Here is a 24,623-nt window from a genome sequence, read left to right on the forward strand (position 1 = left end):
CGTCGCCACGGTCCCGCCTGTGAGGACGCCCCGCGGTTGCTGCGAAGATGGGCGGCGTGTCTGACCGCGATGCTTTCTCCTTCACCGTCGGTACCCGCCTCGACGGGCAGTACGGGCGGACCGGGGTGATCAGCACACCGCACGGCGATATCGCCACGCCCGCGTTCATCCCGGTGGGCACCAAGGCCTCGGTCAAGGCGGTGCTGCCGGAGACGATGAGCGAGATCGGCGCGCAGGCGTTGCTCGCCAATGCCTACCACCTGTATCTGCAACCCGGCTCCGACATCGTCGACGAGGCCGGTGGACTGGGCCGGTTCATGAACTGGCCGGGGCCGACCTTCACCGACAGTGGCGGCTTCCAGGTGATGTCGCTCGGCGTCGGGTTCAAGAAGGTGCTGGCCATGGAGGCCGTCGACGTCCGCAGCGACGACGTCATCGCCAAGGGCAAGGAGCGCCTGGCCACTGTCGACGACGACGGCGTCACCTTCCGCTCCCACCTCGACGGTTCGAGTCATCGCTTCACTCCCGAGGTGTCGATGGGTATCCAGCATCAGCTCGGCGCCGACATCATGTTCGCCTTCGACGAGCTGACCACTCTCCTCAATACCCGTGGCTACCAGGAGAAATCGCTGCAACGCACGCATGAGTGGGCGCAGCGCTGCATCGATGAGCACGAGCGTCTCACCCACGCGCGCGCCCACCGCCCGTACCAGGCGCTGTTCGCGGTGATCCAGGGCGCGCAATACGAGGACCTGCGCCGCAAGGCCTGCCGCGAACTGGAGGCCATCCGCGGTCAGGACGGCACCGAGTTCGACGGCTACGGCATCGGCGGCGCGCTGGAGAAACACAATCTCGGCACCATCGTCGGCTGGTGCAGCGCCGAGCTGCCCGAACACAAGCCGCGCCACATGCTCGGCATCAGCGAGCCGGAGGACGTGTTCGCCGCGGTCGCGAACGGTGCCGACACCTTCGACTGCGTCAACCCGTCACGGGTGGCCCGCAACGCCGCCATCTATGTCGACGCAGGCCGTTTCAATATCAACACCAGCCGGTTCCGCCGCGACTTCACTCCGATCGACGAGAACTGCGACTGCTACACCTGCGCCCACTACACCCGCGCCTACCTGCACCATCTGTTCAAGGCCAAGGAGATGCTGGCGGCGACGCTGTGCACGATCCACAACGAGCGCTACACCATCCGTCTGGTGGACCGGATCCGCGAAAGCATCGACGGCGGGTACTTCGAGGAGTTCCAGGCGGAGACGCTCGGACGGTGGAAGGGACGGATCTCAGCGCCCTGACACTCCGCTCAGGCGTGCAGCGGGTCGAAGTCCTTTGGCGCGTAGCTCGGTTCGTGCTTCTTCAGCAGTGCGATCACCTTATAGGTGATCGGCATGACCAGGATCTCGACCAAGGTCTTCCACAGGAAGCCGATGATCACGTAGTTGGCGAACTGCGCCCAGCTGTCGATGCCGATGGCCGTCGCCGCGATCGAGCAGAAGATGAGGGTGTCGGCGAGCTCGCCGACCACGGTGGAGCCGATCAGCCGAGCCCACAGATGCTTTTCCCGGGTCCGTTCCTTGATCAGTACCAGCGTCGCCGAGTTCAGCAGCTGGCCAACGAAGTATCCGGCGAGCCCGGCCGCCACCAGCTGCGGTGTGGTGCCGAGGATGGTGCGGAAGGCTTCCTGGTTCTCGTAGAAGACCGCGGGCGGCAGCTGGATCGCGATGGCGAAACACGCCACCATCAGCAGCAGCGCACCGAATCCGTAGTAGATGGCGCGACGGGTGGCGCGGAAGCCGTAGACCTCGCTCAGCACGTCGCCGAGGATGTAGGCCAGCGGGAAGAGGAAGAACGCGCCGTCGGTGGTGATGGGCAGCATCTCCAGCGGCCCGACCGTCACCGCATGGTCGGTGAAGAACTGCACGCCCTTGGTCGCGCAGACATTGGAAACGATCAGCGTGGCCGTGAACAGCGCCACGATGGGGGTGTAGTAGCCCCGCGCGACCTGGGCGAATGCCGCATGGTCCGACGCGGGGCGCCCAGACTCCCCGTGCTCTGCGGGTTTGGTCGAATCACTCACCCGCCTCATCCAACCAGGTTTGCCATATGGTGTATCCATGACCAATCCGGGCGATTCCGACGAATGGTGGAAGCAGTACGGCGGCCAAGGTGTGTCGTCGGAATCAGGTGGTGCCGGTTCGGTCCCGCAGCAGCCCACCCCCGAGCAGCCCGGGTATCCGTCGGGGCAGCAATACCCGGCGGCACCGCAGTATCCGTCGCAGCCGGGCGCGCCCGCGCAGCCGCAGTATCCGGCGGGATCGCAGCCGCAATATCCGGCGGCGCCGCCGCAGTACCCTGGCTACCAGCAGCCCGCGGCTGACCCGTACGCGCAGCAGGCTTATCCCCAGCAGGGGTACGGGTATCCGTATCAGGCGGGTTATCCGGGGTACGGGATGCCCCCGCAGGGCACCAACGGTATGGCGATCGGCGCCCTGATCACCTCATGCATCGGCGTGCTCTGCTGCGGGTTGTTCGTCGTGTCGGCCGTCGGGTTGATCTTGGGCGTCGTCGCGACGAAGCAAATCGATCAAACCGGCCAGGAAGGTCGTGGGTTCGCCCAAGCGGCGATCTGGGTCGGTGCGGTGAGCATCGGGCTCGGTGTGCTGGTCTGGATCCTCAATATCATCGGCATCGTGTCGGGTCCATAGCGATCGTCGCTGATGTCGGCCGTTGAAGGCCGAGGGTTCGAGTCATGCGGACGCGCACTGTCGAGCCCGACCATAGACAACGAAGGGGCGCACCGGATTCGGTGCGCCCCTAGTCATATCGGTTACGCCGTCGATAACGGCATCGCCGTCGCTCAGCCCTTGACGACCTGAGTGCCGCCGGCGAACTTGTCGTGCCAACCCTGCTTGTTCGGGTCCTGCTCGATGGTGATGGCCATGTAGATCATCAGACCGAACGCGATGAGCGGGCCGAGGCACGGCACGATGGCGATCGCCAGATACGCGTTGCGCTTCAGCGAGACCTCAGGGCTGATCTTCGGCGCGCCACCAGGGGCGACGACGCGCATGCCGAGCAGTTTCTTACCCAGGGACATGCCGCCGTTCATCTCCATCAGCACCATGTAGGCGAGTATGACGATGTAGATGATCGGGTAGCCGAGGAACAGCATGGCCATCAGGCTGTCCGCGAAGGCGAAGTTGAGGATGACAGCGGGGATGATTCCGGCGATGAGCGAGTCGATGAGGCGTGCGCCGAACCGCGGCCACAGCTCACCCGGCTGCCCACCGAATCCAGGCTGATACCCGTACTGGCCCTGCGGAGCCTGCCCGTACTGCTGCTGCGCGTAGGGGTCCTGCTGCGGCTGCTGGCCGTACTGCGGCTGCTGCCCGTACTGAGCCTGCTGACCGTAGGGGTCCTGTGGCTGACCGTACTGCTGCTGGGGCTGCCCGTATTGCTGTTGCGGCTGCTGCCCATACTGCTGCTGCGGCTGCTGGTCGTATTTCGGCTGCTCCCCGTACTGGGGCTGCTGACCGTACTGCGGTTGCCCGTACGGCTGCCCGCCCTGCGGATACTGGTTGGGGTCGTACCCACCGCTTGTCATATGAATCCTCGTCCGTCGAAAGATCGGTCGCTGGGTACGTTACGGACAACGATCATGTTGCAACAACCCGTCCGGATCGAGCGTCCAGGGCTCGGAGGGCAGGTCGGCGGGGTCGAATTCGCTCAGTAGATCGGCCGCGGTGTGTCCGCTGTAACCGAGTGAGCGGGCCAGCGCGGCGACCACCTGTTCGGTGGTATCTCCGAGCGCGCGCCGGTCGGCGAGGGTGACCGCGCCGTCGCGTTTGGCCAGCCGCTGCCCGGATGTGTTGAGTACCAAAGGGACATGCGCGTAGTGCGGCACCGCCAGTCCGAGCAGCGTGGCCAGATACGCCTGCCGCGGCGTTGACGGCAGTAGGTCGTCGCCGCGCACCACTTGGTCGATGCCCTGTTCGGCGTCATCGACCACCACCGCGAGGTTGTAGGCGGGAATGCCGTCGCCGCGACGCAGCACCACATCGTCGACGGGGCCGCGGTAGCGTCCGTGCAGTTGATCGGTGATCTCGAATTCGGTCACCGATGCGCGAAGTCGCAGTGCGGCCGGCCTGCCCTTATCGCGTTTACGTGCGCGGTCGGTGTCGGTCAGATTGCGGCAGGTACCCGGATAGGCGCCCATCGGCCCATGCGGCGCTGTCGCGGCCTGCTGGATTTCTCTTCTGGTGCAGAAGCATTCGTAGGTCAGGCCTGCGGCGGTGAGCCGATCGATGGCCGCGGCGTAGTGCGCGAGGCGGTCGGATTGGCGGACCACCGGCAGGTCCCAGTCCAAGCCGATCGCGGCGAGGTCGGCCAGCTGCCGCGCTTCGGCGCCGGCCCGCACCCGGTCCAGGTCGTCGACGCGCAGCACGAACCTGCGGCCGGAGCCGCGCGCGAAAAGCCAGGCCAGCAGTGCCGTTCGCAGGTTGCCCAGGTGCAGGTCACCGGACGGGCTCGGTGCGTATCGGCCGGCGGGAGCGAGGTCGGTCGGCATGCTGGTCATGGTAGATACGGCCAGGTCACGGGCGCTGTGAGGTGGCGCCGCACAGGCGAGGCTTGAGCCGGTCCTCGGTGATCGGTATGCCTGCGTCCAGATCTGCGAGCAGAGTCTGCGCATGTGCGATCAAGCCCGGCGCGTCGATGCCGTAGGGAATGGGAGCGGCGGTTTCGTCACCGGTTTCGGTGTAATCAGAATCACTATCGAAAGCCCCATCAAATGACGAAAGCCGGTTTATTGCTCGCGTCAGTAGGGTATGTGCACCCTTCGTGTTCCCGCGCTGAATGTGGGTGAGCCCCACGGCATACTGCGCCAACCCCTGCCACAGCATCCGTTCGGCGAACGGCCCGTTCTTCCAGGCTGCCTCCAAAACCTCATGTGCGTTGAATGCGAGGCCGTCGTCCAGCAGTTGCTGAGCGAAGGAGAGAGTTTGCTGGGGTGGCAGATTCAAGTCATCCGGAATTCGCGGCACACCCTCGCTACCCGGCGGCAGCGGCCGCCCGAACCGGTCTCGCGGGCGGGCGTTGAGGGCGCGACCTGTGGTGTCGCGATCGCGTTCGACCATGTACTCCATGATCCACGCCCGCCCGGCGTTGCGCTCACGCGGTGTATCGGCCTGCGCGTTTATGACCGATCACAGCCCGATCACATCCGATGAATACTGCAACCACCGAAACCGTCTCAGAAAGAATGCCCTCCACTGGCAATGTTTCCGCAACGACAAAACTTCGCAAGCTTGGCAAAAGTGTTGTGGTAGTGGGCAAGAGCCCGGCAAACTATGGATGAACCTGCTAGGGTTCAGTCCGCGGTGCCCGCCCACGTGGGTGTTTTCGCCGCGCAACCCGTGCGTTCTCGGAAATGCGAGTGCAGGCAGGGGTTCAGGGGAAGTTGCGCGCTATCACCAGGCGCACCACGGCGTTCGTCGTTCGGTGTCGGATGCCGGTTGATCGGAGCAAGTCAGAAGTCAGAACAAAATATCGTGACGCAGCAAAGGAGTCGGTGCCGTGGAGGTTGATTTGTCGGGCGCTGTGTGGCGGAAGAGCCGGCACAGTGGCCCGGACGGGAACTGCGTGGAAGTCGCGCATCTCGTCGACGGCAACGTGGCGGTCCGGGACACCAAGGACAGCGGGAACGGACCGGTGCTGGCCTTCGCCCCCGGCGAGTGGGACGCATTCCTAACCGGCCTGTCCAGCGATCAGTTCGGACGCCGACAGTAGCGTCGGGCCGCAGCCGGAACACACAGCATCACGGGCCCCGGGTCGATTCGGACTCGGGGCCTTCGCAGTGCCGGATCAGTGTTCGGCCTCGCTGTCCTGCTGCATGCGCAGCACCGCGAGCTGCCGGTGTTCTTCCTCCTCCTCGATCGCCAGATTGCGATCGGATTCCGCCCGCGGATCGGCCCGCAGCAAACTGCCGGTGCCGGGTTTGCCCGCCAGGCCGAGCTTGTTCATCTTCTTCGGCACCGTCGCGCCCTGGTACTCGAGCGGGATCGGATGTCCGTGCTCGTCGACCGGACCCAACGGCTGGTGCACCTCGATGTACTCACCATGCGGCAGCCGCTTGATCACACCGGTCTCGATGCCGTGCTCGAGCACTGCCCGGTCGCTGCGCTGCAAGCCCAGGCAGAACCGATAGGCCAGGAAGTAGGCGATCGGCGGGGCGAGCAGCAGGCCGATGCGGCCGGCCCAGGTGGTCGCGTTCAGCGAGATGTTGAATTTGTAGGCAATGATGTCGTTGACGCAGGCCAGGGTCAGGACCACATAGAAGGTGATCGACATGGCGCCGATCGCCGTACGCACCGGAACGTCGCGGGGACGTTGCAGCAGGTTGTGCGCGGCTCTGTCGCCGGTCAGCCGTTTCTCGATCCACGGGTAGGCGATCAGCAGGGCGAACACCAGGCCCATGGTCAGCGCCACCCACGTCACCGCGGGAACGGTGTAGCGGCCCAGGTACAGCTCCCACGGCGGCATGAGCCTGGCCAGGCCGTCGGTCCACATCATGTAGAAGTCGGGCTGTGAACCGGCCGAGACCTGCGACGGGTTGTAGGGCCCGAGATTCCAGATCGGGTTGATCTGGAGCAGCCCGCCCATCACGCCGACCACGCCGAGGGTGAACGCGAAGAACGCGCCCTGATCCGCCGCGAACACCGGCACGATGCGGGCGCCGACCACGTTCTTCTCGCTGCGTCCCGGCCCTGGATACTGCGTGTGCTTCTGGTACCAGACGATGGCCACGTGTGCCGCGATCAGCGCAAGCATGATGCCGGGGAACAGCAGCACGTGCGCGACGTACAAGCGCGGGATGATGATGTCGCCGGGGAAGTCGCCGCCGAATATCAACCAGTGCATCCAGGTGCCGATCACCGGTAGTCCGAGGGTGATGCCGGAGAACGCGGCCCGTAGCCCGGTTCCCGAGAGCAGGTCGTCGGGCAGCGAGTAACCGAAGAAGCCTTCGAACATCGCCAGGATCAGCAGCAGCGAACCGATCACCCAGTTCGCCTCACGCGGCTTGCGGAACGCGCCGGTGAAGAAGATGCGCAGCAGGTGCACGATGATCGAGGCCGCGAACAGCAGCGCCGCCCAGTGATGCACTTGGCGCACGAACAGGCCACCCCGCACCTCGAAGGAGATGTTCAGCGCCGTCTCATAGGCCCGCGACATGCCGACACCGCGCAGCGGCTGATAGGCGCCGTCATAGATCACGTGCGCCATGGACGGGTCGAAGAACAGGGTCAGATACACGCCCGAGAGCAACAGGATGATGAAGCAGTAGAGCGCGATCTCACCGAGCAGGAACGACCAGTGGGTCGGGAAGACCTTGTTGATCGAGCGCTTCATGAATGCCGCGGCGCGATACCGATCGTCCACCGCGTTGGCTTGCGAACTAATAGTCCGAGCTAGTGCAGCCATAGTCGACACCCGACCCTGGATAGAGTGAATGGGGTTCTACTACAGACGGTAGCACTGCCCGTGGTGTCCAGTCGATGGTTTTCTGCCCAGCTCCGCCGACTCGCCGTCGGGTCGTTATCGTCGGCCCGGTGAGCGAGCGCAGTGAGCGGACAGTCGACGCAGCAGCGAGCGTGCTCGTGCTGGAGCCGAGCGCCGGCGAGGTGCGAACATGACCACGGTCCAGCCGCAGGACGCGACGATGTACTGGCTGTCCCGCCGCACTCCGAACGACCTGTTCCTGGTGTACTGCTTCGCCGAATCCGACCTGAGCACCGAGGTGCTGCGCGCTGCCGTCGAACGGCGCAGCGCCCACATCCCCGACCTCCGCGTGCGGCTGCGCCCGGCCCACCGCGACCTCGCCTACCCGGTATGGGTGCCATGCGGGTTCGACCCGGAACAGTTCGTCGAACATCGGCTCCCACAAGCTGATTGGATGCATCTGGAGGAAGCGCTCGGCGCATTGCTCGCGACGGGGGTCGACGCCGCTGTACATCCGTGGCGGATACATGTCTTTCGCGCGGTCACCGGAGCGCCACTGCCGAGCGGGGTGCCGGACGAGACCGGGCCCGCTGGATTCGCCGCCGGGGCGCATCGCGACAGCGGGTCACGTGGGGATTCCGCCTCGCCTGCGATCAGGACACATGACAGTAGCGGGAATGATGAATCCGCCGATCGGAAGCAGGTGACCGTCGCGGTGTTGCAGATGTCGCACGCTCTGGCCGACGGTAAACGTGCCGCAGGGATTGCGCGCGCCCTCTTCGCATCGAGCGCGGTGCGCGACGGGGGTCCTTTGGCTTCGGGCGATCGCATCGGAACACAAGTCGGCGCGATCGAATCAATAGAACGACCCGCGCTGCAGCGCCCCGCGTCCGTGGCGACCGATCTGGTGCGGTCAGGTGCTGACAAGGTCCGGCTCGGGATGGCGGTCACCGGGATTCCGGTGCGAATGGTGCGCACGATGATGGGCGGTCTGCGGGCCTACCGGGCGCAGCGCGAGCTGGCGGAACTGACCGCGGTGGGGGAGTTGCCGGAGGCTGGTGGTGGTTTTTCTCCCGGCGTGTTGAACGGGCCGGGAGAGGTCGGCGGGCATCGGGTGCGGATGATCGTGTGCCCGGCGCGGCAGTTGCGGGTACCCGGTTTCAGCGTGACGGTGGTGGCGCTGACAGCGGTGTCGATCGCGGTGGAGCGGTATCTGCTCGAGCGAGATGAGTCGGCGGATCGGCTGGGGGCGCAGGTGCCGATGGCGCTCACCGCACCGTCCGCGGCGCGCAACAACTACCGCAGCCTCGGCATCGACCTGTTCGCCGGGGAGCCGGACCCGCGGCGCCGTGCCGAGCGGATCGCCGCTGATCTCGCCGCGCGTCGCACCCGCGCTGCGCATCCGCTGCTGTCGATGCAGGACCGTGTCACCGCCGCCCTGCCCGCCCCGATCCTGCGCCGCGACGTCGACCGCTATCCGATCGACACGGTCCCGGATTCGATCGCAGGCCATACCGTCGTCTCCAGCGTCCACCGCGGACCCGCCGACCTCACCTTCGGCTCGGCCCCCGTCCTGTTCACCGCGGGCTTCCCCGCCCTCGGCGCCGTCATGCACCTCACCCACGGCATTCACGGCCTCGGCGACACCATCACGATCTCGATCCACGCCGACCCCGGCAACGTGCCAGGTCTCGACGATTACGCCGACATGGTGCGATGTGCCCTCGATGACGTGGGTCGCGCGCTCAGCTGACCGAACCCGGCCCCTCCAGCAGCGCCTTCAGAGTGGCGAAGTTCGAGGCGAAGTCGCGGCGCAGGCTCCGCGCCACCAACGGGTCCGCGAGTTGAACAGCCCCTTCTGTTCCATCCGCATCTCGCAGCTGAGGCGGGTGCCGCCTGCCTCGGGTTCGGTGCGGTAGGTGACCTCCATGCGGCTGGGTCCGGTCGCGACGGTGAATGCGATCTCTCGTCCCGGCTCGAACCGGACGTATTCGTTGGTCAGTTCCAGCCTGCGGCCGAGGAAAGTGCGGACCACCGAGTGCGCGGTTCCGACACCGACCGGGCCGTCGGTGGTCCGGCGGACTTCGGTCAAACCGTCCTGCCAGTGGGGTGCGTTGGTTTGATCGGCGACGTAGTCGAAAACCACGTCGACCGGTCGATCGATCTGGATGCTGTCGCTTACCTCGATCATCTCGACACTTCCTCGCACGAGCGCGAACTTCCTACCGAAATTTTCGCACCCTCGGTGAGACAGTGGTCACCATCGGGCAAGGCCGTCACATTCGTAGCCCATCGCTCGTCTGAGACGTAGACCGAAAAACTGCTGATCACCGGGGCGATCGCCCGGTGGCGCGATGCGAACGGAGAACGGCGATGCCTTCGAACATCTTGGTCACCGGCGGTACCGGCACCCTCGGACGCCATGTGACTCCGCTGCTGAGCCACGCGGGCGTCCCGTTTCGGGTGCTGAGCCGTCACGGTGGGCACACTCGCGACGGGATCGAATTCGTCACCGGTGACCTGCTGAAGAACGAGGGCATCGATGCCGCCGTCACCGGCGTCGACACGATCCTGCACCTGGCAGGCGATGCCAAGAACGACGCCGCGACCACCCGCACGTTGATGGCGGCGGCGGCGCGCGCCGGCGTCGGCCATGTCGTCTACATCTCGGTCACCGCGCCGGATTCGCTGCCGGTGCGGTACTACAAGCAGAAGACGGCCGCCGAGAAGGCCGTGGTCGAGTCGGGCGTGCCGTGGACGACGTTGCGCGCGGCCCAATTCCACGATCTGGTGTTCACCATCGTCAGCACCATGGCGAAGTCACCGGTGATCCCGGCGCCGGGCGGGATGCGATTCCAGTCGGTGGAGTCGGCCGAGGTCGCGCAACGGCTGGTCGAACTCACCCTCGGCGAACCGTCGGGGCTGGTGCGTGATCTCGTCGGCCCCGAGGTGCTCGAGCTAGCCGAGGTCACCCGCCAATACCTGCGCGCGACCGGGAAACGCCGTCTGCTGCTTCCGCTTCGGATGCCCGGCGCGATGGGCCGCGCGTACCGCGCGGGCGACAACCTCGTTGCCGGCTGCGACGAGGGCAAGCGGACCTGGGCCGATTTCCTCGCCGAGCGCACCAGGTGATCCGGGTCGATCAGCGGCCGATCCTGGCCTCGGTGGCGCCGGGGCCGACGGTGGCGCCTTCGAAGAACTGGTTTTCGCTGACCCCGAGCCGTGAGGTGACCAGTTCCAGCGCCAGTCGCACCACTGATGACTCGTCGGGCGCCACGACCTGGGACTGTTCCAATCGCGAGGTACCGCGCTCGACGCGGATGCGGCAGCGCCAGCCGCGCCCGGTGGCGTATGGCTCCGGGCGGCCGATCATCACTCGGACCGCGGTGCCGTCGACGGTGAATTCCTTGGTCGCCAGCAAGTCGTCGACCGGCGTGTCGGCCGCGATCATGCCGCCGCTGCGGCTGCCGCGAGCAAGGTGGCAGCTATTGGTCGTGTTGCCCATCGAATTCTCCCGGTCCCATGCGAACGGCCTGGGAGTCGTCCGTCTCCCGTTGGGCATGACCGTATCCCGCGATCCGGAATTCAGCAACACTTCAGCAAACGAATTCATCGTGGCGTCGCACACTGGACTTCTCCCGGATGTCGCGCGGGCCCGCGCGTCGGGCATGGAAACTGGATAGATGGGCGTGCCAACGGCGAGTGCACCGGTCACACAGCGTCAGCGTCCGGGGCGCCGGCTGTTCCGTAGTGGGGTCTGGTGCGGGTACCTCGCGGCGTTGGCCGTCGTCAGTATCGTCTTCGGAATTCCGACCGACCGCGTCTATCAGGCCGCCTGGATCATGGTCGGCATCGCCGCCTTCAACCCGCATCGGCCGTGGCGCGAGCATGTGCGGATCCTCATCGATTGGGTGCCGCTGATCGCCGCGCTGGTGGTGTACGACCACACCCGCGGCATCGCCGACAAACTCGGAATGCCCATCCGCGTGGAGGAACTCGTCTCGGTCGAGAGCTGGCTGTTCGGCGGGACCATCCCCACCGTCTGGTTGCAGGAACACCTGATGACGGGCGACGAACGCCCGTGGTGGTCGGTGCTCACCGGCATCGTCTACACCAGCCACTTCATCGTTCCCTGGCTGGTGGCCGCCATCTTCTATGTACAGTCGCGCGGCCGATTCTCGAAGTACATGCGCCGCATCGTGCTGCTGTCCTACCTCGGCCTGCTCACCTACATCCTGGTTCCCGCCGCGCCGCCCTGGTACGCGTCTCGGGAGGGGGTGATACCCGAGGATGTCGGCCGGGTCAGCGGCTTCGGATTCGGGATGGTGTCCTTCGACACGAGCGCGGATTGGCTGGAAGCGCAAGGCAATCTGGTCGCCGCGCTGCCGTCGCTGCATGCCGCGTTCTCGCTGATGGTGGCGGTCGCGCTGTGGCCCTACGCACCGAAATGGTTCCGCGTCATCCTGGCGCTGTACCCGCCTGCCATGGCATTCACGCTGGTCTACGGCGGCGAGCACTACACGGTGGATGTGTTGCTCGGCTGGGCCTACGTCGGGGTGACGATTCTGCTCGCCCGCGCATGGGAGCGTCGTCGACCGCCCCCACCAGATGAGCCGCGTGAGCTTGTTCCGGCCGATCCACGCGAGCTGTCTTCGGCCGATCCACGCGGGCCGTCTCCGGCCGGATCGCGCGTGCCGCCCCCCGCTGAACCATGCCGGCCGTCGCCAGAACCGCGAGAGCCGTCGCCGGCCGATTCACAGGAAAACTGAACCGGCCACCGACGGCATTCGACGGAGCTCCCGATCGGGCAGGACTCTTAGTTGCCGCGCGGGGGGAACGGTTCGTTGATCGTGGTGAAGTATTGCGTCAGGGCGGCGATGGCGACGGGCGCGGTCACGAGGAGCAGCCCGGTGAATGTGCCGAGCGCGCCGATGGCGAGGATGCCACCAAGGCAGCCGACGGCCGCGGCCGGGATGAACGGGCCGAACATGCCGACGATCGTTGCCGCCGCGACCGTGGCACCGGCAATTCCGCCGAGCACACAGCCGACGATGCCGCCGCCGATCCCGCCGACCATCGTGCCGATCGAGGCGCCGGTCGAGATCGTGTCCTTCAGGCGGGTGAAGGCCGCAACCTCGCGGTCGTACGGAGTCTCCCACTGCGCCTGGTCTTCGAAGGGAAGTGCTACCGGACGGTAGGCGGCGTGTTCGAGGTCGAATCGGGGCGTGAGGGTCGCGGTCTGGCCCTGGATATCGGCGGCGATGGGGAACACGAAATCGTCGACTCGGAATTCGAGCGGTGTGCCGGCGAGGACGGTGCCGTTGGCGGCTTTGATTTCGAAGACGCCGTTTTCTGCGGTGAGCGAGCCCGAATCGATGGAGATGACGCTATTGGTCGGGGTGGTGGTAGCTGTGTAGTTGACCGCGTCGGCTTGCGCGGCATGCGGATTCGCGCCTGCGGGTCCGACCGTGGCGACAGTAGCTGCGATGACCAGGGTTGATACGGCGGTAATCTTGCGCAGAAGCATCGGACGAAACCTCCAGTGGGGGTGGTTATTTCGAAGTTGCCGCTAACCGTCTCAGGTGCGGCTGAAGCTAGCCTGAAGCAACCTTAAGTTGCTTTCAGGGAAGGTGGCCGAATCGCTCTGCCCATTGCTGGGCATAAAGTACGCGGGCAACGGGCGCGTGGCTCCGGAAACCGACCGATTGTCTTCTTATGCGATATTTCGGCTTCCCCGATTCGCGAGTAAGATGCGAGGTCGCGCGTGGTTGTGAGGAGGGGGGTCAGCACTACCAGGGGACTCTGTTATGGATACCCATACCGACGAGATCGCGGACGGCATCTATCGCATCTCTACCTTCATCCCTGATGCCGGACCCGGCGGGTTCACCTTCAATCAGTTCTTCATCGACGCCGAGGAACCGCTGCTGTTCCATTGCGGCATGCGTGCGCTGTTCCCGCTGGTATCCGCGCAGATCGAACGGATACGGCCGGTCGAGCAGTTGCGCTGGATCACCTTCGGCCATGTCGAGGCCGACGAGTGCGGGGCCATGAATCTGTTCCTCGCGGCCGCACCGAACGCTCAGGTCGCCCACGGTGCACTCGGCTGCATGGTCTCGATCGACGATATGGCCGACCGCCCGCCGCGCCCGATGGCCGACGGCGAGGTCATCGATCTCGGTGGCCGTCGCGTGCAGCATTTCGATACCCCGCACGCACCACACAATTGGGAAGCCAGGGTGCTCTACGAGCAGACCACCGGCACGCTGTTCTGTGGCGACCTGATGACCCAGCTGGGCAACGGTCCGGCGCTGACCGCCGCCGATCTGGTCGGGCCCGCATCGGCCGCCGAGGACGTATTCCACGCGACCTCACTCGGACCTGCCGTGCCCGCGGCGCTCTACCGACTTGCCGACCTCGAGCCGACCACGCTCGCGATCATGCACGGTTCGAGCTTCCTCGGCGACGGCGCGACCGCATTGCGCGAACTCGCGGCGGAATACGAGCAGCGGTTGGCCGCCTGATCGAGCGCACACTCACGGCATCGGCTGATGCCATGACCATCGTTTCGTGCGCTGGACCCAGGCGCCGACGGTCCTCGCCTGGCGCCCGCACCCCCGGGACAATGGTGGATATGACCGCAGGTGTCGAACTGCGCGTATATGCGGAGCTGAACGACTTCCTGCCGCCGCAAGCTCGCTATCAGGTGCTGTGGCGGCCCGCTCGTCCGCACCAGACGGTGAAGGACGTCGTCGAGGCCGCCGGTGTACCGCACACCGAGATCGACCTGCTCCTGGTGAACGGCGAATCCGTCGATTTCGCCCACCGCCCCCATTCGGGCGATCGGCTCGCGGTCTACCCGGTGTTCGAAACTCTCGACATCGGGTCGCTGACCCGCGTGCGTCCACGCCCACTGCGCGACCCGCGCTTCCTGGTCGACGTCAACCTCGGCGGCCTCGCGCGCTTCATGCGACTGATGGGATTCGACATCCGCTGCGAATTCGCCGCCGACGACGCCGAGCTGGCCGAGATATCGGCTGCCGAACACCGCATCCTGCTCACCCGCGACCGCGGCCTGCTCGCCCGCCGCATCGTCACCCACGGTGTGTTCGTGCGTTCGGACCGCCCGCTGGACCAGATCGTCGAGGTCATCACCCGGCTCGACCTCGCAGAACGCCTGGCCCCGCTCACCCGCTGCGTCCGCTGCGGCGCCATCCTCGCCGACGTCGCCAAGCGCGATATCGCCGACCAGCTACCCCCGCTCACCCGCCGCTACTACGACACCTTTCGGCAATGCCGCGGCTGCGGCCGGATCTATTGGGCCGGTGCGCATCAGCATCGTCTCGACGACCTCATCGCGCGCATCCGCCGCGCAGTCGACGAACGAAGTAGGGCGGGGACCGGCGAGCCGTCAGCGGAGGCTAGCGTTCGGCGAACGTCACCGGCAGCGCACCGAACCGAAGCGAGTTCGCCAGCTCGTCGGCCGAATCGGCCGTGAAATTCCCGGCGATCTGGGTGGACCCGCCCTTGATGGCTTCCATCATCTGCGGCGCGCTGACAACGCGCGTGTCGACGACGAATGCGAATCGGTTACCGACATTCTCGGCGGTGTAGCTGCTGAAGGCGTCCCGCCCGTCCGCGGTGAAGGTCACCTCGACCACGTGGCCGGCGTTCTGCGGGATGAACTGCGATTCGGCGCCGTCGACCGCGTCGTTGTCGAGGATCGCCGGTCCGAGGACCATGACCTCGGTGCCATCGGTCGAGCAGGTGACCAAGGGCAGCAATGGGTCGTCGTTGCTGCGCAGGGGATCCGTTGTGCCACAGTTCAGTTCGGTAAGTGCCTGCTGCTGAGTCGCGGGATCGACGCTCTGCCTGGAGATTTTGGCGGCCATCGCGTCGGTGACCACCGGCCCCGAGCCCATCGGCGGTGCTGCGAAAAGCACCGGCCGCATATTCAGCCTGCCCGTCTGCCCGAGCGTTCGCGCCTTCGCTCCGTCGTCACCAGGGACGGTGATCACCACCGCGTTGTCGGTGATCTCGACCGACGTGCCGGTGAGCTGCATACCCTCGGCCCGCCATTGGATGATCTGCTGCGTGGCGTGCATGGTCTCCGGCGTCGGTCGGGTGCCGTCGGGGGTGCGCGCGGTCAACGTGACCGGTGTGCCCGGGGGTGCCTGCTGCGATGACGACAGCTCCGATGCGGCCGGCGCTGCCGCTCCTTGCTCGGGGTCGCCGCATCCGCTGAGCGCAGCCGCACCCACCATGACCATCAGTACGGCACCGCGAACTCGTCCGGATCGTGTCGGATTGCTCATTGCCGGCCCCCCAATCTGAGCTGTGTACCGCCGAGCGTATTCGACTGCCCCGCAACAGGCGGTGGATAACTGCGCGCTGTCAGTCGAAACGGCCGGCCTGCACCGGATCCTGGGCCGAGCCGGCGCTGATTTGATCAGGCGGCCCCGAGCGGCAAATCCCGCCACCACGCCTTCAAGTCGTCGAAGCCGATCAGACCGGAGGAATACACCATGAAGTGAGACCTGTCGGAGTGGTCGGGGAACACCGTGGCGATCTTCGGTAGCGCCAGGCAGCAGCCATACAGCTCGAAGCTGGTATAGCTGACACCGTCGTTGACGTCGGTGTACTCGGAGTTCGCGCCCTGCCCGCCGATGAGCGCGACGATCACCGCCAGCACCGCGCCGACGATGATGATCGGCGTCCGCGAGCTCGGTCGTGGTGCTTGATATCCAGGCTGTGCGTACCCAACGACTGGCGCTACCTGTGGATAACTGAACCCACCCTGGGCCGGCGGACTTCCCGGCCCCGCGCCGGGCTGTGGATAACCAGGAGTCATGCCCGGCTGTAGGTGGCCGGAGGGTGCACCGAGTTGTGGATAACCGAGTGCTGCGCCCGAGTGGGGATACCCGGCAGCTCCATCTGCCTGTGGATAGCCGGGCATCGAGTTGGGCTGGAGATGTCCCGGCGCCGCCCCGGGCTGGGGATCGCTGATTGTCCCCGGCTGGGGATAACCCGGCATGGCCCCTGGCCGGGCGAGGGCGGTAACCCATGCGGTTGAGATCCGTGCGGCCGCATTCCCCGACGCCCCCTCGTTGTTCGCACGCCCGTCGTTCGGCAGATGCCCGACGACAGGCAACCGACCCCCCGGCCTTGAAACGACGACAGGTCAGGACATCGAGATGTCCTGACCTGTCGTTCACTGCGGAGGATAGGGGATTTGAACCCCTGAGGGCGTTAACCCAACCCGCGTTCCAGGCGAGCGCCATAGGCCACTAGGCGAATCCTCCGTGGTGCAGCATACCGGCTGTACCCCGGCCGATGCCAAACGGGCCGGTCGTAGCGGGTGCGGAGCCCGCTACGGCTACTTGCGCAGTGCGTCGAGCACCTTGTTGACCTGCGCCCGCGCGGCCGCGTCGATGCCGTCGCGGTCGAAGCTGCTCATCGACGAGACGCTGATCTCGACCTTGACCGAGATATTGCTGTCGTTGACGGCGACGATGTGGTCGAGGGTGCTGGGGATGTAGCTGTAGGTGCGTTCCTCGGTGGCGTAGTAGGCCCGCTCGCCGAGACCGCTCACCGTGCCGTTGTCGTATCCGGTGCCTGTCGTTCCGGTGTCGAAGCTCTTCCACATGTCATAGCGGGGTTTGTCCTGGTACTTGGAGTCGAACGAGACTTCGAGGGACAGCGAAGCTTCGTCGCCGTCCTCGCCGGGGTCGGTGTTCTTCGCCCGGCAGGTGAGGTCGCCGCCGCCCATGCGTTCCATCGGCCCGTCCTCTTTATGTGTGGTCTCGTCGCGGTTGGCCGCCCACTGCTCGAGGACATCGAGGTCGACCAGCTCGCAGGCGTTGCCCTCCTTGAAGGCGTAATTGCCGTCCCAGGGCTGCTCACCCTCGCCCTCGGAGGCGGCCGTCGCGATGGCGATGATGCCGATGACGACCACCAGCACAACCACCGCGGCGACAGATCCGCCGATGATCCACGGCGCCTTGCTACTCGACCGCGGCGGCGGCGGTGGCATGAAACCGGGAGGCGGCACCGGCTGCCCCGGCGCCGGGGCCCACTGCTGCTGCCCGGACGGGTAGGGATTGGCGGCGCTGGGGTAGGGGTTCGCACCCGGGTACGGCGCGCCGCCGCCATACGGAGTGGCGCCACTGGCGTATGGGTCGCCCGGAGGGGTCAGATCCGAACGCAGGATGGTCGGATCAGCGACCGGCTGATTCAGGTCCGACCGCAGGATCGTCGGATCCGACCGGGACGGGTCGGCTCCGGCTCCCGCGTTCGGTGTCTCCCACCACTGTGGTCCCGAGCCGCCCTGATCCGGCGGATTCTGGTTCGTCATCTGTCGATCCCCTCGTGCCTGAGGGCAAAGGCCCCTCCGATATTCAGAAGGATCGTAGCCAGCGATCTTGCTGTGCGCTGCCCCCGTCTGCGCGCACCCGCCATGGACCGCTACACTGGCCGACGGATCCCGCGCGGCGCGCATCCTGTGAACTCCCCCAGGGCCGGAAGGCAGCAAGGGTCAACGGGCTCTGCCGGGTGCGCGGGGTCCCCTTATTTTATTGCCCCCAATTCGCAGCAATCGCCGGGTAACGTTGACCGGGGTGTGCCGAGTGATCGGCCCCCGACTCCCACCACCCCACGCTGCTTGGAAAGGCTGCCCAGGATGCCCCGGCAAATGCAGATCGGTTTGATGAGCCATGAGGAACTCGTGTCCGAACACGAGACTCAGACCGCGAATTACGCGACGCTCCGAACCGAGAAGCTCACGCTGGATCTGACCAGGGGTAAACCCTCACCGGAACAACTCGATCTGTCCGATGCACTGCTGTCGCTGCCCGGCGACGGCGACTTCCGCGACGGCACGGGCACCGATTGCCGCAACTACGGTGGCCTGCACGGTCTGCCGGAACTGCGCGCCATCTTCGGTGAGCTGCTCGGCATTCCGGTGTCGAACCTGCTGGCCGCCAACAACGCCAGCCTCGAGCTGATGCACGACGTCATCACCTTCGCCACCCTCTACGGCGCGCCGGACTCGCCGCGCCGCTGGGCCGATGAGCCGACGGTGAAGTTCCTGTGCCCGAGCCCCGGCTACGACCGGCATTTCGCGATCACCGAAGCGCTCGGGTTCGAGATGATCCCGATCCCGATGCGCCACAACGGCCCCGACACCCAGGCCATCGCGGCATTGCTGGCCGATGATCCGCAGATCAAGGGCCTATGGGCGGTGCCGAACTACTCGAATCCCACCGGTGTCGTCTTCTCCGAAGACGTGGTGCGCGAACTCGTTTCGATGCCCGCCGCCGCCCCGGACTTCCGGCTGTTCTGGGACAACGCCTACGCGGTGCACCCGCTCACCGATATCGCCGCACCGGTTCTCGACGTGCTCGGCATGGCCGAGGCGGCCGGAAACCCGAACCGCCCCTTGGTGTTCGCCTCGACATCGAAGATCACCTTCGCCGGGGCAGGCGTGAGCTTCATCGGCGGCTCCACCGCCAACCTGGACTGGTACCTGAACCACTCGGGCAAGAAGAGCATCGGCCCCGACAAGATCAACCAGCTGCGTCACCTGCGCTTCTTCACCGATGCCGCCGGCGTGCGCGCGCATATGCAGAAGCATCGTGCGCTGCTGGAGCCGAAGTTCGCGCTGGTGCTGAAGATTCTGGAGGATCGGCTCGGCGCGTCGAAGGTCGCGTCCTGGACCGAGCCCAAGGGTGGCTACTTCATCAGCCTCGACGTCTTGGAGGGCACCGCGGCCCGCGTGATCGCCCTGGCCAAGGACGCGGGAATCGCGCTGACCGCAGCAGGTTCGGCCTTCCCGTATCGGAAAGATCCGGAAGACAAGAACATTCGCATCGCACCCAGCTTCCCGTCGCTCGAGGAGCTGGCCAAGGCCATGGACGGCCTCGCCACCTGCGTGCTGTTTGCGGCTACCGAGAAGATGCTGGATAAGCAGTAGATCCGAAGCAGCGGCCCCGGCGGAACATCGTGTTCTGCCGGGGCCGCTGTCGGTTGAGCGGGGATCCTGCCGTCGTCGACCGTCGTCTAGGCCGGTTTGTGGGCGAGTACCGCGAACATCGTCACCGACAGGTGGATATCGCCGCTGGCGGCACCCGCGGCCAGGTCGGCCAGCAGCTGTTCGCGCTCGGCCTCGGTGATCGACCCACGGGCAACGGCCATCGCGGAGACGCGCGAGACCAGCGCGCCCGCGCCGGCCGGACGCTCCTGGACGAGTGCGTGCGAGCCGATATCGTCGATGACCAGGCCCGCCTTGGTCAGCTGGCCGGGCAGTCGGCGGCCGGAGAACGGGTTGGTGGTCGCGGAGACGAGGGTGTCGACGACCTCGCGGACCACACGGCGATCACCCGGATGCACGATGGCGGTGCCCCAATCCGAATCCACCACCACGACCCGCCCGCCGGGGCGCACCACGCGCGCGATCTCGCGGGCAGCGCGATCGGGTGCGGTGAGGTGCTGGAAGACGCGCTCGCACAGCACCGCGTCGAAGGTGTCGGCGCCGAACGGAATGCCGTAGGCGTCGCCGGAATGGAACTTCGCCGGTGAACCGCTCTGCGCGGCGTTGCGTTCGGCCGCTGCCAGCAGATGCGGATCGGGTTCGACGCCGATCGCGGTCCCGTTCGGTCCGACCGCCTCGGCGAAGGTGATGACCTCCGAGCCGGTACCGGAGCCGATATCGACGGCGGTCTCACCGGGACGCAGGGCGAGAGCGTCATGTGCCCAGTCGCGCAGTCGCGCCAGTCCGGGCAGCGCGGCCTGAAGGTCGCGCACGTCGATCAGTTGTTCCTGGCCCGCTGAGTCGAAGCGGTCGGGACGTAACCCGAAGCTGTTCATGGGTCCATCCATCGTGGGTGTTGCGGATGTGGGTATCGCCGTTTGGGGCATGCGCCGAGCCTACGTGGGCGCCATACCGCCCGCCGCGCAGGTCTGTGACTCCAGTCACTACCGATCGGTAACCTGATGCTGCGTGTTTGCGCTGGTCCAGCTGGTGCAGAGCCCGGCTTCCACCGGATTTCGAGTGGTGCCGGTGCCGCGCTCGTGCATCGGGTACGGGCGGGGTGGGATGATCGTGGGACGTCCGGACGGGTAGGAGGAGAGCATCATGGGCAAGTTGACTCTCGCGCAGGAACCGGAGGCGGACGAGCTGCTCTCGGAGAGCTCGCTTGCCCTGGTCATCGGCATGTTGCTGGACCAGCAGTATCCGCTCGAGCACGCGTTCCGCGGTCCGAAGAAGATCGCCGACCGCATGGGCGGGCTCGATATCCACCGGATCGCCGAGGCCGATACCGCCGAGTTCGAGGAACTGTGCGCGACCCCGCCGGCCATCCACCGCTACGGCCGGTCGATGGCCCGGCGCACCCAGGATCTGGCCCGCTACGTCATCGAGCATTACAACGGCGATGTCGAGGCCATCTGGACCAAGGGTGATCCGGACGGCAAAGAGGTGCTGCGCCGCCTCAAGGACCTGCCCGGATACGGCGACCAGAAGGCCCGTATCTTCCTCGCTCTGCTCGGTAAGCAGCTCGAGATTCGCCCGAAGGGCTGGGAGGACGCCGCAGGCGCCTATGCCGAACCGGGCTCACGCCGTTCGGCCGCCGATATCGTCGACGCGGAGTCCCTGTTGGAAGTGCGCGCGTTCAAGAAGCAGATGAAGGCCGCCGCCAAGAAGGGCTGAGTTCGACCCTGACCATATTTTCTGTGCCTTGCCCGGTGCATGGGGAACCCGAAAGATGGGGTCTGCGGCCGTGATCGGTTCCGGGCCGCTGATTCTCGACCCCCTCGTCACTTCCAGCACCAGGAGTTGGTCTCCATCATGCGTATTTTGCGCGCACTCGGTCCCGTCGCCCTCGCCGCCGCGGCGGGACTCGTCATCACGGCGCCGTCGGCGTCGGCCGCCGTCGTCCACAGCGTCACCGTGTCGCCGGGCCTCGGCAACGGTTTCGGCACCACCTGCTCCTACGAGATCAAGGCCATCGTCGACGCCTCGATCGCGCATCGGACGATGTTCCGGGACAACGGCTGGGAGATCCGCGGTAACGGCGGACCGAAGAAGGTCGACGGCGACACCGTCACCCAGATGTGGACCCCGAGCACCCCTGGCGAGCACGTGATCACCGCCGAGATTCACGTGGGCACCGACGAAACCGTCAGCACCGTCATCCAGGTGGGCAACGGCATCAACCTCGGCAGCGCCTGCCTCGTGCGCTGACCGGTACCTGAGCGCGGGGCCTTCTCGACCGACGCCGCGGCGGCCGCAGACTTTTCCCGACGGGTATCAGGTTCCGAAGCTGAAACTGCTGGACACCAAGCTTTTCCGCAGTGGAGTCACCTACTCGTCATACGCAGTCGCCTGATAATGCCCGGGCCGCAACCCGGCGCGGTGGCCCGGGCGCGCCGTTCGTGGATCGCGGAGGCGTGGAACGGTCGCGAAGGCTCGCTGGGATGTAGCCCATTTGAAATCTCGCCGGGTTTTAACCTCGGCACCTCGCGCAATTCGGTCGATGCTCTTCCTCGAAGGTTTCATTGAGATGAGGGATTGCGTTTCATGAAGATGAGGAAGCTTGCCGCAATTGCGGCATTCGTGACGGTCGCGACCGGTGTTGCTGCCGGAACATCGGGTGCGACGCCGGAAAAGGAAACGGGCGCGGTGAATTTCACCGCGGAATCGACCGATACGCAGTCGATCATCACCACCGATGCCGGATCGCTGGTGGTCGAGGACGGAACATTCAAGGTCGAGGCAGTCGACGGAACGGTGCTCGCCGGCACTCCGCTGCGTTTCCGGGTGGATGAATTCGAATTTCCGATCGCTGCCCAGATATCTGGCCGCACCGCGACACTGACGCCGCAATTCGGCGTCGAGCACGCGGTATATAAGCCGGTCGCGCTGCCATTCGAGGACAAGGCTCCGTTCAAATCCGAATATGATCGCGAAAAGGACGCGTGGACGAGGTTGACCACTACCGTCGCCCTCGGTGCGTCGATCGGCACGCTGGCCGGTGGTCTCGGTGGCGCGGCGGTGGGCTGCGTGCTCGGCGGAATCGCAGGCGCCACGGTCGCCTCGGCCACCATTGTCGGCCTGTTCGGTCCGTTCATTCCGGCTGCCGCCATCGGCTGCCTCGGCGGTGTCCTGGCCGTCGGCGCGCTCGGCACGGTCGCCGGTCAATTGCTGGTAACCGCACCCGTCGCCATCGGCGCGGCGATCCAGTACTTCTCGACGATCAACCAGCCGTTCCCGGCTCCGGCCAAGTAAGCATCGACCACGTCCCCGCCCGGCGATGCGCCGGGCGGGGCTTTCGCGCGCCCGCATCCATGAGATGTCAGGCAACGCTATTACCTGCGGAAACAGTTGTGTCCGGACGCACATCGGCGTGCCGGGGCTTGGTGCGTCGCGCGAATCGGTGTTACCTTCGATCGCATGTTCACCGGCCGCATCACCGCTCAGCGAGTCACTTATGTGACCGCCGGGCTCGGTCTGCGGCTCCCGCTCACGCGGGAACTGTGTTGTTCCTGCTGCCGCGGCTGAGCGAGTTCTCCGGGTTCTCCCGCTCGCGCGCTGCCGCCTCGCCATACGTGTAGGCACGTCCCGTTCGCCGGGACTTCAGCAAGGAATAACAGATGTCCCTTCCTACCCTGGAACGTACCGTTTCTCGGTCCACGGCCCGTGTCCGCAGCACTCGTCCGGTGGTCGTCGCGCCGGAATTGCGGATCTCCGACAACCCTGCCGCCGCAGTTCTCCGTGCGGCGACCGGCGGTCCTGTCTCTCGTGATAATGCCGCTCGCGCAACAGGTTTGAGCATCGCGACGGTGAACCGTCAGGTCTCGGCACTGTTGAATGCCGGACTGCTGCGGGAGCGGCCCGATCTGACCGCTTCCGGTGCGGTAGGCAGGCCGCGGGTGCCCTTCGAAATCGACCACGACGCCTATCTGACGATCAGCGTGCACATCGGTGCCGCCGCCACCAAGATCGTCGCGGCCGATCTACGCGGACGCATCCTCGGTGGTCTCGCCATCGCCACCCCGCAGACCGGCCAGGAATTCGCCGTCACCACCGTCGCCCGCAGTGCCCGCGCGTTCTTGCAGCGCTGGCATCGGCGCAAACCGTTGTGGGCCGGGGTCGCGATCGGCGGCCGAGTCGACTCGCAGACCGGTGTGGTCGATCATCCCAAGCTCGGCTGGCGCGGCGCCCCGCTCGGTGCGGTGCTGGCCGAGGTGCTCGAGCTGCCGGTATCGGTAGCGCCGCACGTCGAGGCGATGGCCGCGTCGGAACTGTTGCTGCCCACCGTCGAACGTGAAGCCGCCGACGTCTGGTCCGGCCTCACCAAGGGCAGCAGCCTCTACTTCTACGTCCGCGAAACCGCCGGCGTAGCAGTCACTTTGGATGGCCGAGTGCACACCCCGAGCAACGGCCCCGGCTCGATCGCGCACCTACCGACCGGCTCGGACGTCGAATGCGGCTGCGGCCGCAAGGGTTGCTTCGAAGTGACCGTCGGCGACCGCGCCCTGCACGCCCGCGCCGTAGGCCGCGGAATCATCCCGGCGCACAACGGCACCGGCGGCACCACCATCGCCGACCTCTACCGCGCCGCCGCCGACGGCTCCCACCCAGCCCGCGACCTCCTAACCGAACGCGCCACCACGCTAGGCCACACCGTAGCCCTGATCCGCGACCTCCTGAACCCCGACCGAGTAGTCCTAGGCGGCCAAGCCTTCACCACCTACCGCCCCGCCCTAGCCCACGTCTCCCGAGCCTTCAACCAAGCAACAGCGCTCCCACCGACGGACATCCGAATCACCGGCTTCGCCCCCAAAGTCCAAGAATTCGCAGCCGTAGTAACCTCCCTAACCCCCCTCTACACCGACCCGTTAACAGCCCTCCGCCGCGCCACCCTCACGTAACCCCCCGGTCCATCCGCCGAGTGGTACATGAGGCAGGCATTTTCGGCGTGTCGCCTGCGCCATGTACCGCTCGGCGGCGGGCGGGGGTGGGGGGTTGTGTGTGGGGGTGGGTGGGGTGAGGATTTAGGGATGGGGGAGAGGGCGTTTTGTGGGTCGCGGGCTGTGCGGGGTGGGGTTGTTGGGCGGTGGCA

At 66.2% G+C, this 24,623-nt stretch carries 25 protein-coding genes, 1 tRNA gene and 1 other RNA gene; 14 read left to right on the forward strand and 13 right to left on the reverse strand.

Features of this window, described 5'->3' with window-relative positions:
* Positions 1 to 47 precede the first annotated feature (47 nt).
* On the forward strand, positions 48 to 1,301 hold the full coding sequence (gene tgt / locus ACFXNW_RS02790; RefSeq protein ID WP_379415390.1) for a tRNA guanosine(34) transglycosylase Tgt: 1,254 nt from the start codon (positions 48 to 50) through the stop codon (positions 1,299 to 1,301).
* A gap of 8 nt (positions 1,302 to 1,309) precedes the next feature.
* Here the strand turns inward: tgt and ACFXNW_RS02795 are convergent, their stop codons facing one another.
* Positions 1,310 to 2,092 carry a queuosine precursor transporter gene (locus tag ACFXNW_RS02795; RefSeq protein WP_379415392.1) on the reverse strand — a complete coding sequence of 261 codons (783 nt, stop codon included), beginning with the start codon at positions 2,090 to 2,092 and terminating at the stop codon, positions 1,310 to 1,312.
* A 28-nt stretch (positions 2,093 to 2,120) separates the two neighbouring features.
* Between ACFXNW_RS02795 and ACFXNW_RS02800 the strand changes: the two genes are divergently transcribed.
* Positions 2,121 to 2,711, forward strand: coding sequence for a DUF4190 domain-containing protein (locus ACFXNW_RS02800; RefSeq protein WP_379415393.1), 591 nt, complete (start codon positions 2,121 to 2,123; stop codon positions 2,709 to 2,711).
* A gap of 152 nt (positions 2,712 to 2,863) precedes the next feature.
* Here ACFXNW_RS02800 and ACFXNW_RS02805 read toward each other — a convergent pair whose 3' ends face one another.
* The 3 genes from ACFXNW_RS02805 to ACFXNW_RS02815 are packed head-to-tail and all read right to left on the reverse strand — an operon-like array spanning position 2,864 to position 5,141.
* Complete coding sequence (locus ACFXNW_RS02805; RefSeq protein WP_379415395.1) at positions 2,864 to 3,610, reverse strand: RDD family protein; 747 nt, start codon at positions 3,608 to 3,610, stop codon at positions 2,864 to 2,866.
* A 39-nt stretch (positions 3,611 to 3,649) separates the two neighbouring features.
* On the reverse strand, positions 3,650 to 4,573 hold the full coding sequence (gene gluQRS / locus ACFXNW_RS02810) for a tRNA glutamyl-Q(34) synthetase GluQRS (RefSeq protein WP_379415396.1): 924 nt from the start codon (positions 4,571 to 4,573) through the stop codon (positions 3,650 to 3,652).
* A gap of 25 nt (positions 4,574 to 4,598) precedes the next feature.
* Positions 4,599 to 5,141, reverse strand: a complete 543-nt coding sequence (locus tag ACFXNW_RS02815; protein ID WP_379415397.1) for a DUF309 domain-containing protein — start codon at positions 5,139 to 5,141, stop codon at positions 4,599 to 4,601.
* 439 nt (positions 5,142 to 5,580) lie between these two features.
* On the opposite strand from ACFXNW_RS02815, the gene ACFXNW_RS02820 reads away from it, so the two are divergent.
* On the forward strand, positions 5,581 to 5,793 hold the full coding sequence (locus ACFXNW_RS02820; RefSeq protein WP_379415399.1) for a DUF397 domain-containing protein: 213 nt from the start codon (positions 5,581 to 5,583) through the stop codon (positions 5,791 to 5,793).
* Positions 5,794 to 5,868: 75 nt separating this feature from the next.
* On the opposite strand, the gene ACFXNW_RS02825 is transcribed toward ACFXNW_RS02820, so the two are convergent.
* Positions 5,869 to 7,485: a cytochrome bc complex cytochrome b subunit gene (locus tag ACFXNW_RS02825; protein ID WP_379415400.1), complete on the reverse strand. Its 1,617-nt coding sequence runs from the start codon at positions 7,483 to 7,485 to the stop codon at positions 5,869 to 5,871.
* Between the two features lie 208 nt (positions 7,486 to 7,693).
* Between ACFXNW_RS02825 and ACFXNW_RS02830 the strand changes: the two genes are divergently transcribed.
* Entirely contained in the window at positions 7,694 to 9,256 is a 1,563-nt protein-coding gene (locus ACFXNW_RS02830) for a hypothetical protein (RefSeq protein ID WP_379415402.1), read from the forward strand.
* A 27-nt stretch (positions 9,257 to 9,283) separates the two neighbouring features.
* Here the strand turns inward: ACFXNW_RS02830 and ACFXNW_RS02835 are convergent, their stop codons facing one another.
* On the reverse strand, positions 9,284 to 9,694 hold the full coding sequence (locus tag ACFXNW_RS02835) for an SRPBCC family protein (protein WP_379415403.1): 411 nt from the start codon (positions 9,692 to 9,694) through the stop codon (positions 9,284 to 9,286).
* A gap of 182 nt (positions 9,695 to 9,876) precedes the next feature.
* On the opposite strand from ACFXNW_RS02835, the gene ACFXNW_RS02840 reads away from it, so the two are divergent.
* On the forward strand, positions 9,877 to 10,635 hold the full coding sequence (locus ACFXNW_RS02840; RefSeq protein WP_379415404.1) for an SDR family oxidoreductase: 759 nt from the start codon (positions 9,877 to 9,879) through the stop codon (positions 10,633 to 10,635).
* Positions 10,636 to 10,645: 10 nt separating this feature from the next.
* Here ACFXNW_RS02840 and ACFXNW_RS02845 read toward each other — a convergent pair whose 3' ends face one another.
* Positions 10,646 to 11,008: a hypothetical protein gene (locus ACFXNW_RS02845; protein ID WP_379415406.1), complete on the reverse strand. Its 363-nt coding sequence runs from the start codon at positions 11,006 to 11,008 to the stop codon at positions 10,646 to 10,648.
* A gap of 178 nt (positions 11,009 to 11,186) precedes the next feature.
* Between ACFXNW_RS02845 and ACFXNW_RS02850 the strand changes: the two genes are divergently transcribed.
* Positions 11,187 to 12,272 (forward strand): phosphatase PAP2 family protein, encoded by a 1,086-nt coding sequence (locus tag ACFXNW_RS02850; protein ID WP_379415407.1) that lies wholly within the window; start codon positions 11,187 to 11,189, stop codon positions 12,270 to 12,272.
* 47 nt (positions 12,273 to 12,319) lie between these two features.
* On the opposite strand, the gene ACFXNW_RS02855 is transcribed toward ACFXNW_RS02850, so the two are convergent.
* The gene (locus tag ACFXNW_RS02855) at positions 12,320 to 13,030 is read right to left on the reverse strand and encodes a hypothetical protein (protein WP_379415408.1); all 711 of its coding nucleotides are present in this window, start codon (positions 13,028 to 13,030) and stop codon (positions 12,320 to 12,322) included.
* Positions 13,031 to 13,310: 280 nt separating this feature from the next.
* On the opposite strand from ACFXNW_RS02855, the gene ACFXNW_RS02860 reads away from it, so the two are divergent.
* A complete protein-coding gene (locus tag ACFXNW_RS02860; protein ID WP_379415409.1) occupies positions 13,311 to 14,027 on the forward strand; it encodes an MBL fold metallo-hydrolase in 717 nt (238 codons plus the stop codon).
* Positions 14,028 to 14,137: 110 nt separating this feature from the next.
* Positions 14,138 to 15,001 (forward strand): Mut7-C RNAse domain-containing protein, encoded by an 864-nt coding sequence (locus ACFXNW_RS02865; RefSeq protein WP_379415411.1) that lies wholly within the window; start codon positions 14,138 to 14,140, stop codon positions 14,999 to 15,001.
* Here the strand turns inward: ACFXNW_RS02865 and secD are convergent.
* The 4 genes from secD to ACFXNW_RS02885 form a co-directional block, all read right to left on the reverse strand.
* Entirely contained in the window at positions 14,925 to 15,818 is an 894-nt protein-coding gene (gene secD / locus ACFXNW_RS02870) for a preprotein translocase subunit SecD (RefSeq protein ID WP_379415412.1), read from the reverse strand. The genes ACFXNW_RS02865 and secD overlap by 77 nt on opposite strands.
* A gap of 134 nt (positions 15,819 to 15,952) precedes the next feature.
* Positions 15,953 to 16,195 (reverse strand): hypothetical protein, encoded by a 243-nt coding sequence (locus ACFXNW_RS02875; RefSeq protein WP_379415413.1) that lies wholly within the window; start codon positions 16,193 to 16,195, stop codon positions 15,953 to 15,955.
* A 525-nt stretch (positions 16,196 to 16,720) separates the two neighbouring features.
* A tRNA-Ser gene (locus tag ACFXNW_RS02880) sits at positions 16,721 to 16,805 on the reverse strand.
* Between the two features lie 74 nt (positions 16,806 to 16,879).
* Positions 16,880 to 17,857 (reverse strand): hypothetical protein, encoded by a 978-nt coding sequence (locus ACFXNW_RS02885; protein ID WP_379415415.1) that lies wholly within the window; start codon positions 17,855 to 17,857, stop codon positions 16,880 to 16,882.
* A 121-nt stretch (positions 17,858 to 17,978) separates the two neighbouring features.
* On the opposite strand from ACFXNW_RS02885, the gene ffs reads away from it, so the two are divergent.
* An RNA gene (ffs, locus tag ACFXNW_RS02890) (signal recognition particle sRNA small type) lies at positions 17,979 to 18,073 on the forward strand.
* Positions 18,074 to 18,181: 108 nt separating this feature from the next.
* A complete protein-coding gene (locus ACFXNW_RS02895) occupies positions 18,182 to 19,474 on the forward strand; it encodes an aminotransferase class I/II-fold pyridoxal phosphate-dependent enzyme (protein WP_379415417.1) in 1,293 nt (430 codons plus the stop codon).
* A gap of 86 nt (positions 19,475 to 19,560) precedes the next feature.
* Here ACFXNW_RS02895 and ACFXNW_RS02900 read toward each other — a convergent pair whose 3' ends face one another.
* On the reverse strand, positions 19,561 to 20,367 hold the full coding sequence (locus ACFXNW_RS02900) for a methyltransferase domain-containing protein (protein ID WP_379415418.1): 807 nt from the start codon (positions 20,365 to 20,367) through the stop codon (positions 19,561 to 19,563).
* 268 nt (positions 20,368 to 20,635) lie between these two features.
* On the opposite strand from ACFXNW_RS02900, the gene ACFXNW_RS02905 reads away from it, so the two are divergent.
* The 4 genes from ACFXNW_RS02905 to ACFXNW_RS02920 all read left to right on the forward strand — a co-directional run bounded on the left by ACFXNW_RS02905 (position 20,636) and on the right by ACFXNW_RS02920 (position 24,432).
* The gene (locus ACFXNW_RS02905; RefSeq protein WP_379415419.1) at positions 20,636 to 21,208 is read left to right on the forward strand and encodes an HhH-GPD-type base excision DNA repair protein; all 573 of its coding nucleotides are present in this window, start codon (positions 20,636 to 20,638) and stop codon (positions 21,206 to 21,208) included.
* A 138-nt stretch (positions 21,209 to 21,346) separates the two neighbouring features.
* Positions 21,347 to 21,742 (forward strand): hypothetical protein, encoded by a 396-nt coding sequence (locus ACFXNW_RS02910; protein ID WP_379415420.1) that lies wholly within the window; start codon positions 21,347 to 21,349, stop codon positions 21,740 to 21,742.
* 336 nt (positions 21,743 to 22,078) lie between these two features.
* Positions 22,079 to 22,786 (forward strand): hypothetical protein, encoded by a 708-nt coding sequence (locus ACFXNW_RS02915; protein WP_379415421.1) that lies wholly within the window; start codon positions 22,079 to 22,081, stop codon positions 22,784 to 22,786.
* Between the two features lie 365 nt (positions 22,787 to 23,151).
* The gene (locus ACFXNW_RS02920) at positions 23,152 to 24,432 is read left to right on the forward strand and encodes an ROK family protein (protein ID WP_379415423.1); all 1,281 of its coding nucleotides are present in this window, start codon (positions 23,152 to 23,154) and stop codon (positions 24,430 to 24,432) included.
* Positions 24,433 to 24,623: the final 191 nt, after the last annotated feature.

The sequence above is a fragment of the Nocardia sp. NPDC059180 genome (assembly GCF_042754945.1).
Lineage (GTDB): Bacteria > Actinomycetota > Actinomycetes > Mycobacteriales > Mycobacteriaceae > Nocardia.

Excerpts from the sequence above, each read along its gene's own strand:
- tgt (WP_379415390.1), top strand. The coding sequence starts at position 48 with ATGGGCGGCGTGTCTGACCGCGATGCTTTCTCCTTCACCGTCGGTACC.
- ACFXNW_RS02795 (WP_379415392.1), bottom strand. The coding sequence starts at position 2,092 with ATGAGGCGGGTGAGTGATTCGACCAAACCCGCAGAGCACGGGGAGTCT.
- ACFXNW_RS02800 (WP_379415393.1), top strand. The coding sequence starts at position 2,121 with ATGACCAATCCGGGCGATTCCGACGAATGGTGGAAGCAGTACGGCGGC.
- ACFXNW_RS02805 (WP_379415395.1), bottom strand. The coding sequence starts at position 3,610 with ATGACAAGCGGTGGGTACGACCCCAACCAGTATCCGCAGGGCGGGCAG.
- gluQRS (WP_379415396.1), bottom strand. The coding sequence starts at position 4,573 with ATGCCGACCGACCTCGCTCCCGCCGGCCGATACGCACCGAGCCCGTCC.
- ACFXNW_RS02815 (WP_379415397.1), bottom strand. The coding sequence starts at position 5,141 with ATGGTCGAACGCGATCGCGACACCACAGGTCGCGCCCTCAACGCCCGC.
- ACFXNW_RS02825 (WP_379415400.1), bottom strand. The coding sequence starts at position 7,485 with ATGGCTGCACTAGCTCGGACTATTAGTTCGCAAGCCAACGCGGTGGAC.
- ACFXNW_RS02830 (WP_379415402.1), top strand. The coding sequence starts at position 7,694 with ATGACCACGGTCCAGCCGCAGGACGCGACGATGTACTGGCTGTCCCGC.
- ACFXNW_RS02835 (WP_379415403.1), bottom strand. The coding sequence starts at position 9,694 with ATGATCGAGGTAAGCGACAGCATCCAGATCGATCGACCGGTCGACGTG.
- ACFXNW_RS02840 (WP_379415404.1), top strand. The coding sequence starts at position 9,877 with ATGCCTTCGAACATCTTGGTCACCGGCGGTACCGGCACCCTCGGACGC.
- ACFXNW_RS02845 (WP_379415406.1), bottom strand. The coding sequence starts at position 11,008 with ATGGGCAACACGACCAATAGCTGCCACCTTGCTCGCGGCAGCCGCAGC.
- ACFXNW_RS02850 (WP_379415407.1), top strand. The coding sequence starts at position 11,187 with ATGGGCGTGCCAACGGCGAGTGCACCGGTCACACAGCGTCAGCGTCCG.
- ACFXNW_RS02855 (WP_379415408.1), bottom strand. The coding sequence starts at position 13,030 with ATGCTTCTGCGCAAGATTACCGCCGTATCAACCCTGGTCATCGCAGCT.
- ACFXNW_RS02860 (WP_379415409.1), top strand. The coding sequence starts at position 13,311 with ATGGATACCCATACCGACGAGATCGCGGACGGCATCTATCGCATCTCT.
- ACFXNW_RS02865 (WP_379415411.1), top strand. The coding sequence starts at position 14,138 with ATGACCGCAGGTGTCGAACTGCGCGTATATGCGGAGCTGAACGACTTC.
- secD (WP_379415412.1), bottom strand. The coding sequence starts at position 15,818 with ATGAGCAATCCGACACGATCCGGACGAGTTCGCGGTGCCGTACTGATG.
- ACFXNW_RS02885 (WP_379415415.1), bottom strand. The coding sequence starts at position 17,857 with ATGACGAACCAGAATCCGCCGGATCAGGGCGGCTCGGGACCACAGTGG.
- ACFXNW_RS02895 (WP_379415417.1), top strand. The coding sequence starts at position 18,182 with ATGCCCCGGCAAATGCAGATCGGTTTGATGAGCCATGAGGAACTCGTG.
- ACFXNW_RS02900 (WP_379415418.1), bottom strand. The coding sequence starts at position 20,367 with ATGAACAGCTTCGGGTTACGTCCCGACCGCTTCGACTCAGCGGGCCAG.
- ACFXNW_RS02905 (WP_379415419.1), top strand. The coding sequence starts at position 20,636 with ATGGGCAAGTTGACTCTCGCGCAGGAACCGGAGGCGGACGAGCTGCTC.
- ACFXNW_RS02910 (WP_379415420.1), top strand. The coding sequence starts at position 21,347 with ATGCGTATTTTGCGCGCACTCGGTCCCGTCGCCCTCGCCGCCGCGGCG.
- ACFXNW_RS02915 (WP_379415421.1), top strand. The coding sequence starts at position 22,079 with ATGAAGATGAGGAAGCTTGCCGCAATTGCGGCATTCGTGACGGTCGCG.
- ACFXNW_RS02920 (WP_379415423.1), top strand. The coding sequence starts at position 23,152 with ATGTCCCTTCCTACCCTGGAACGTACCGTTTCTCGGTCCACGGCCCGT.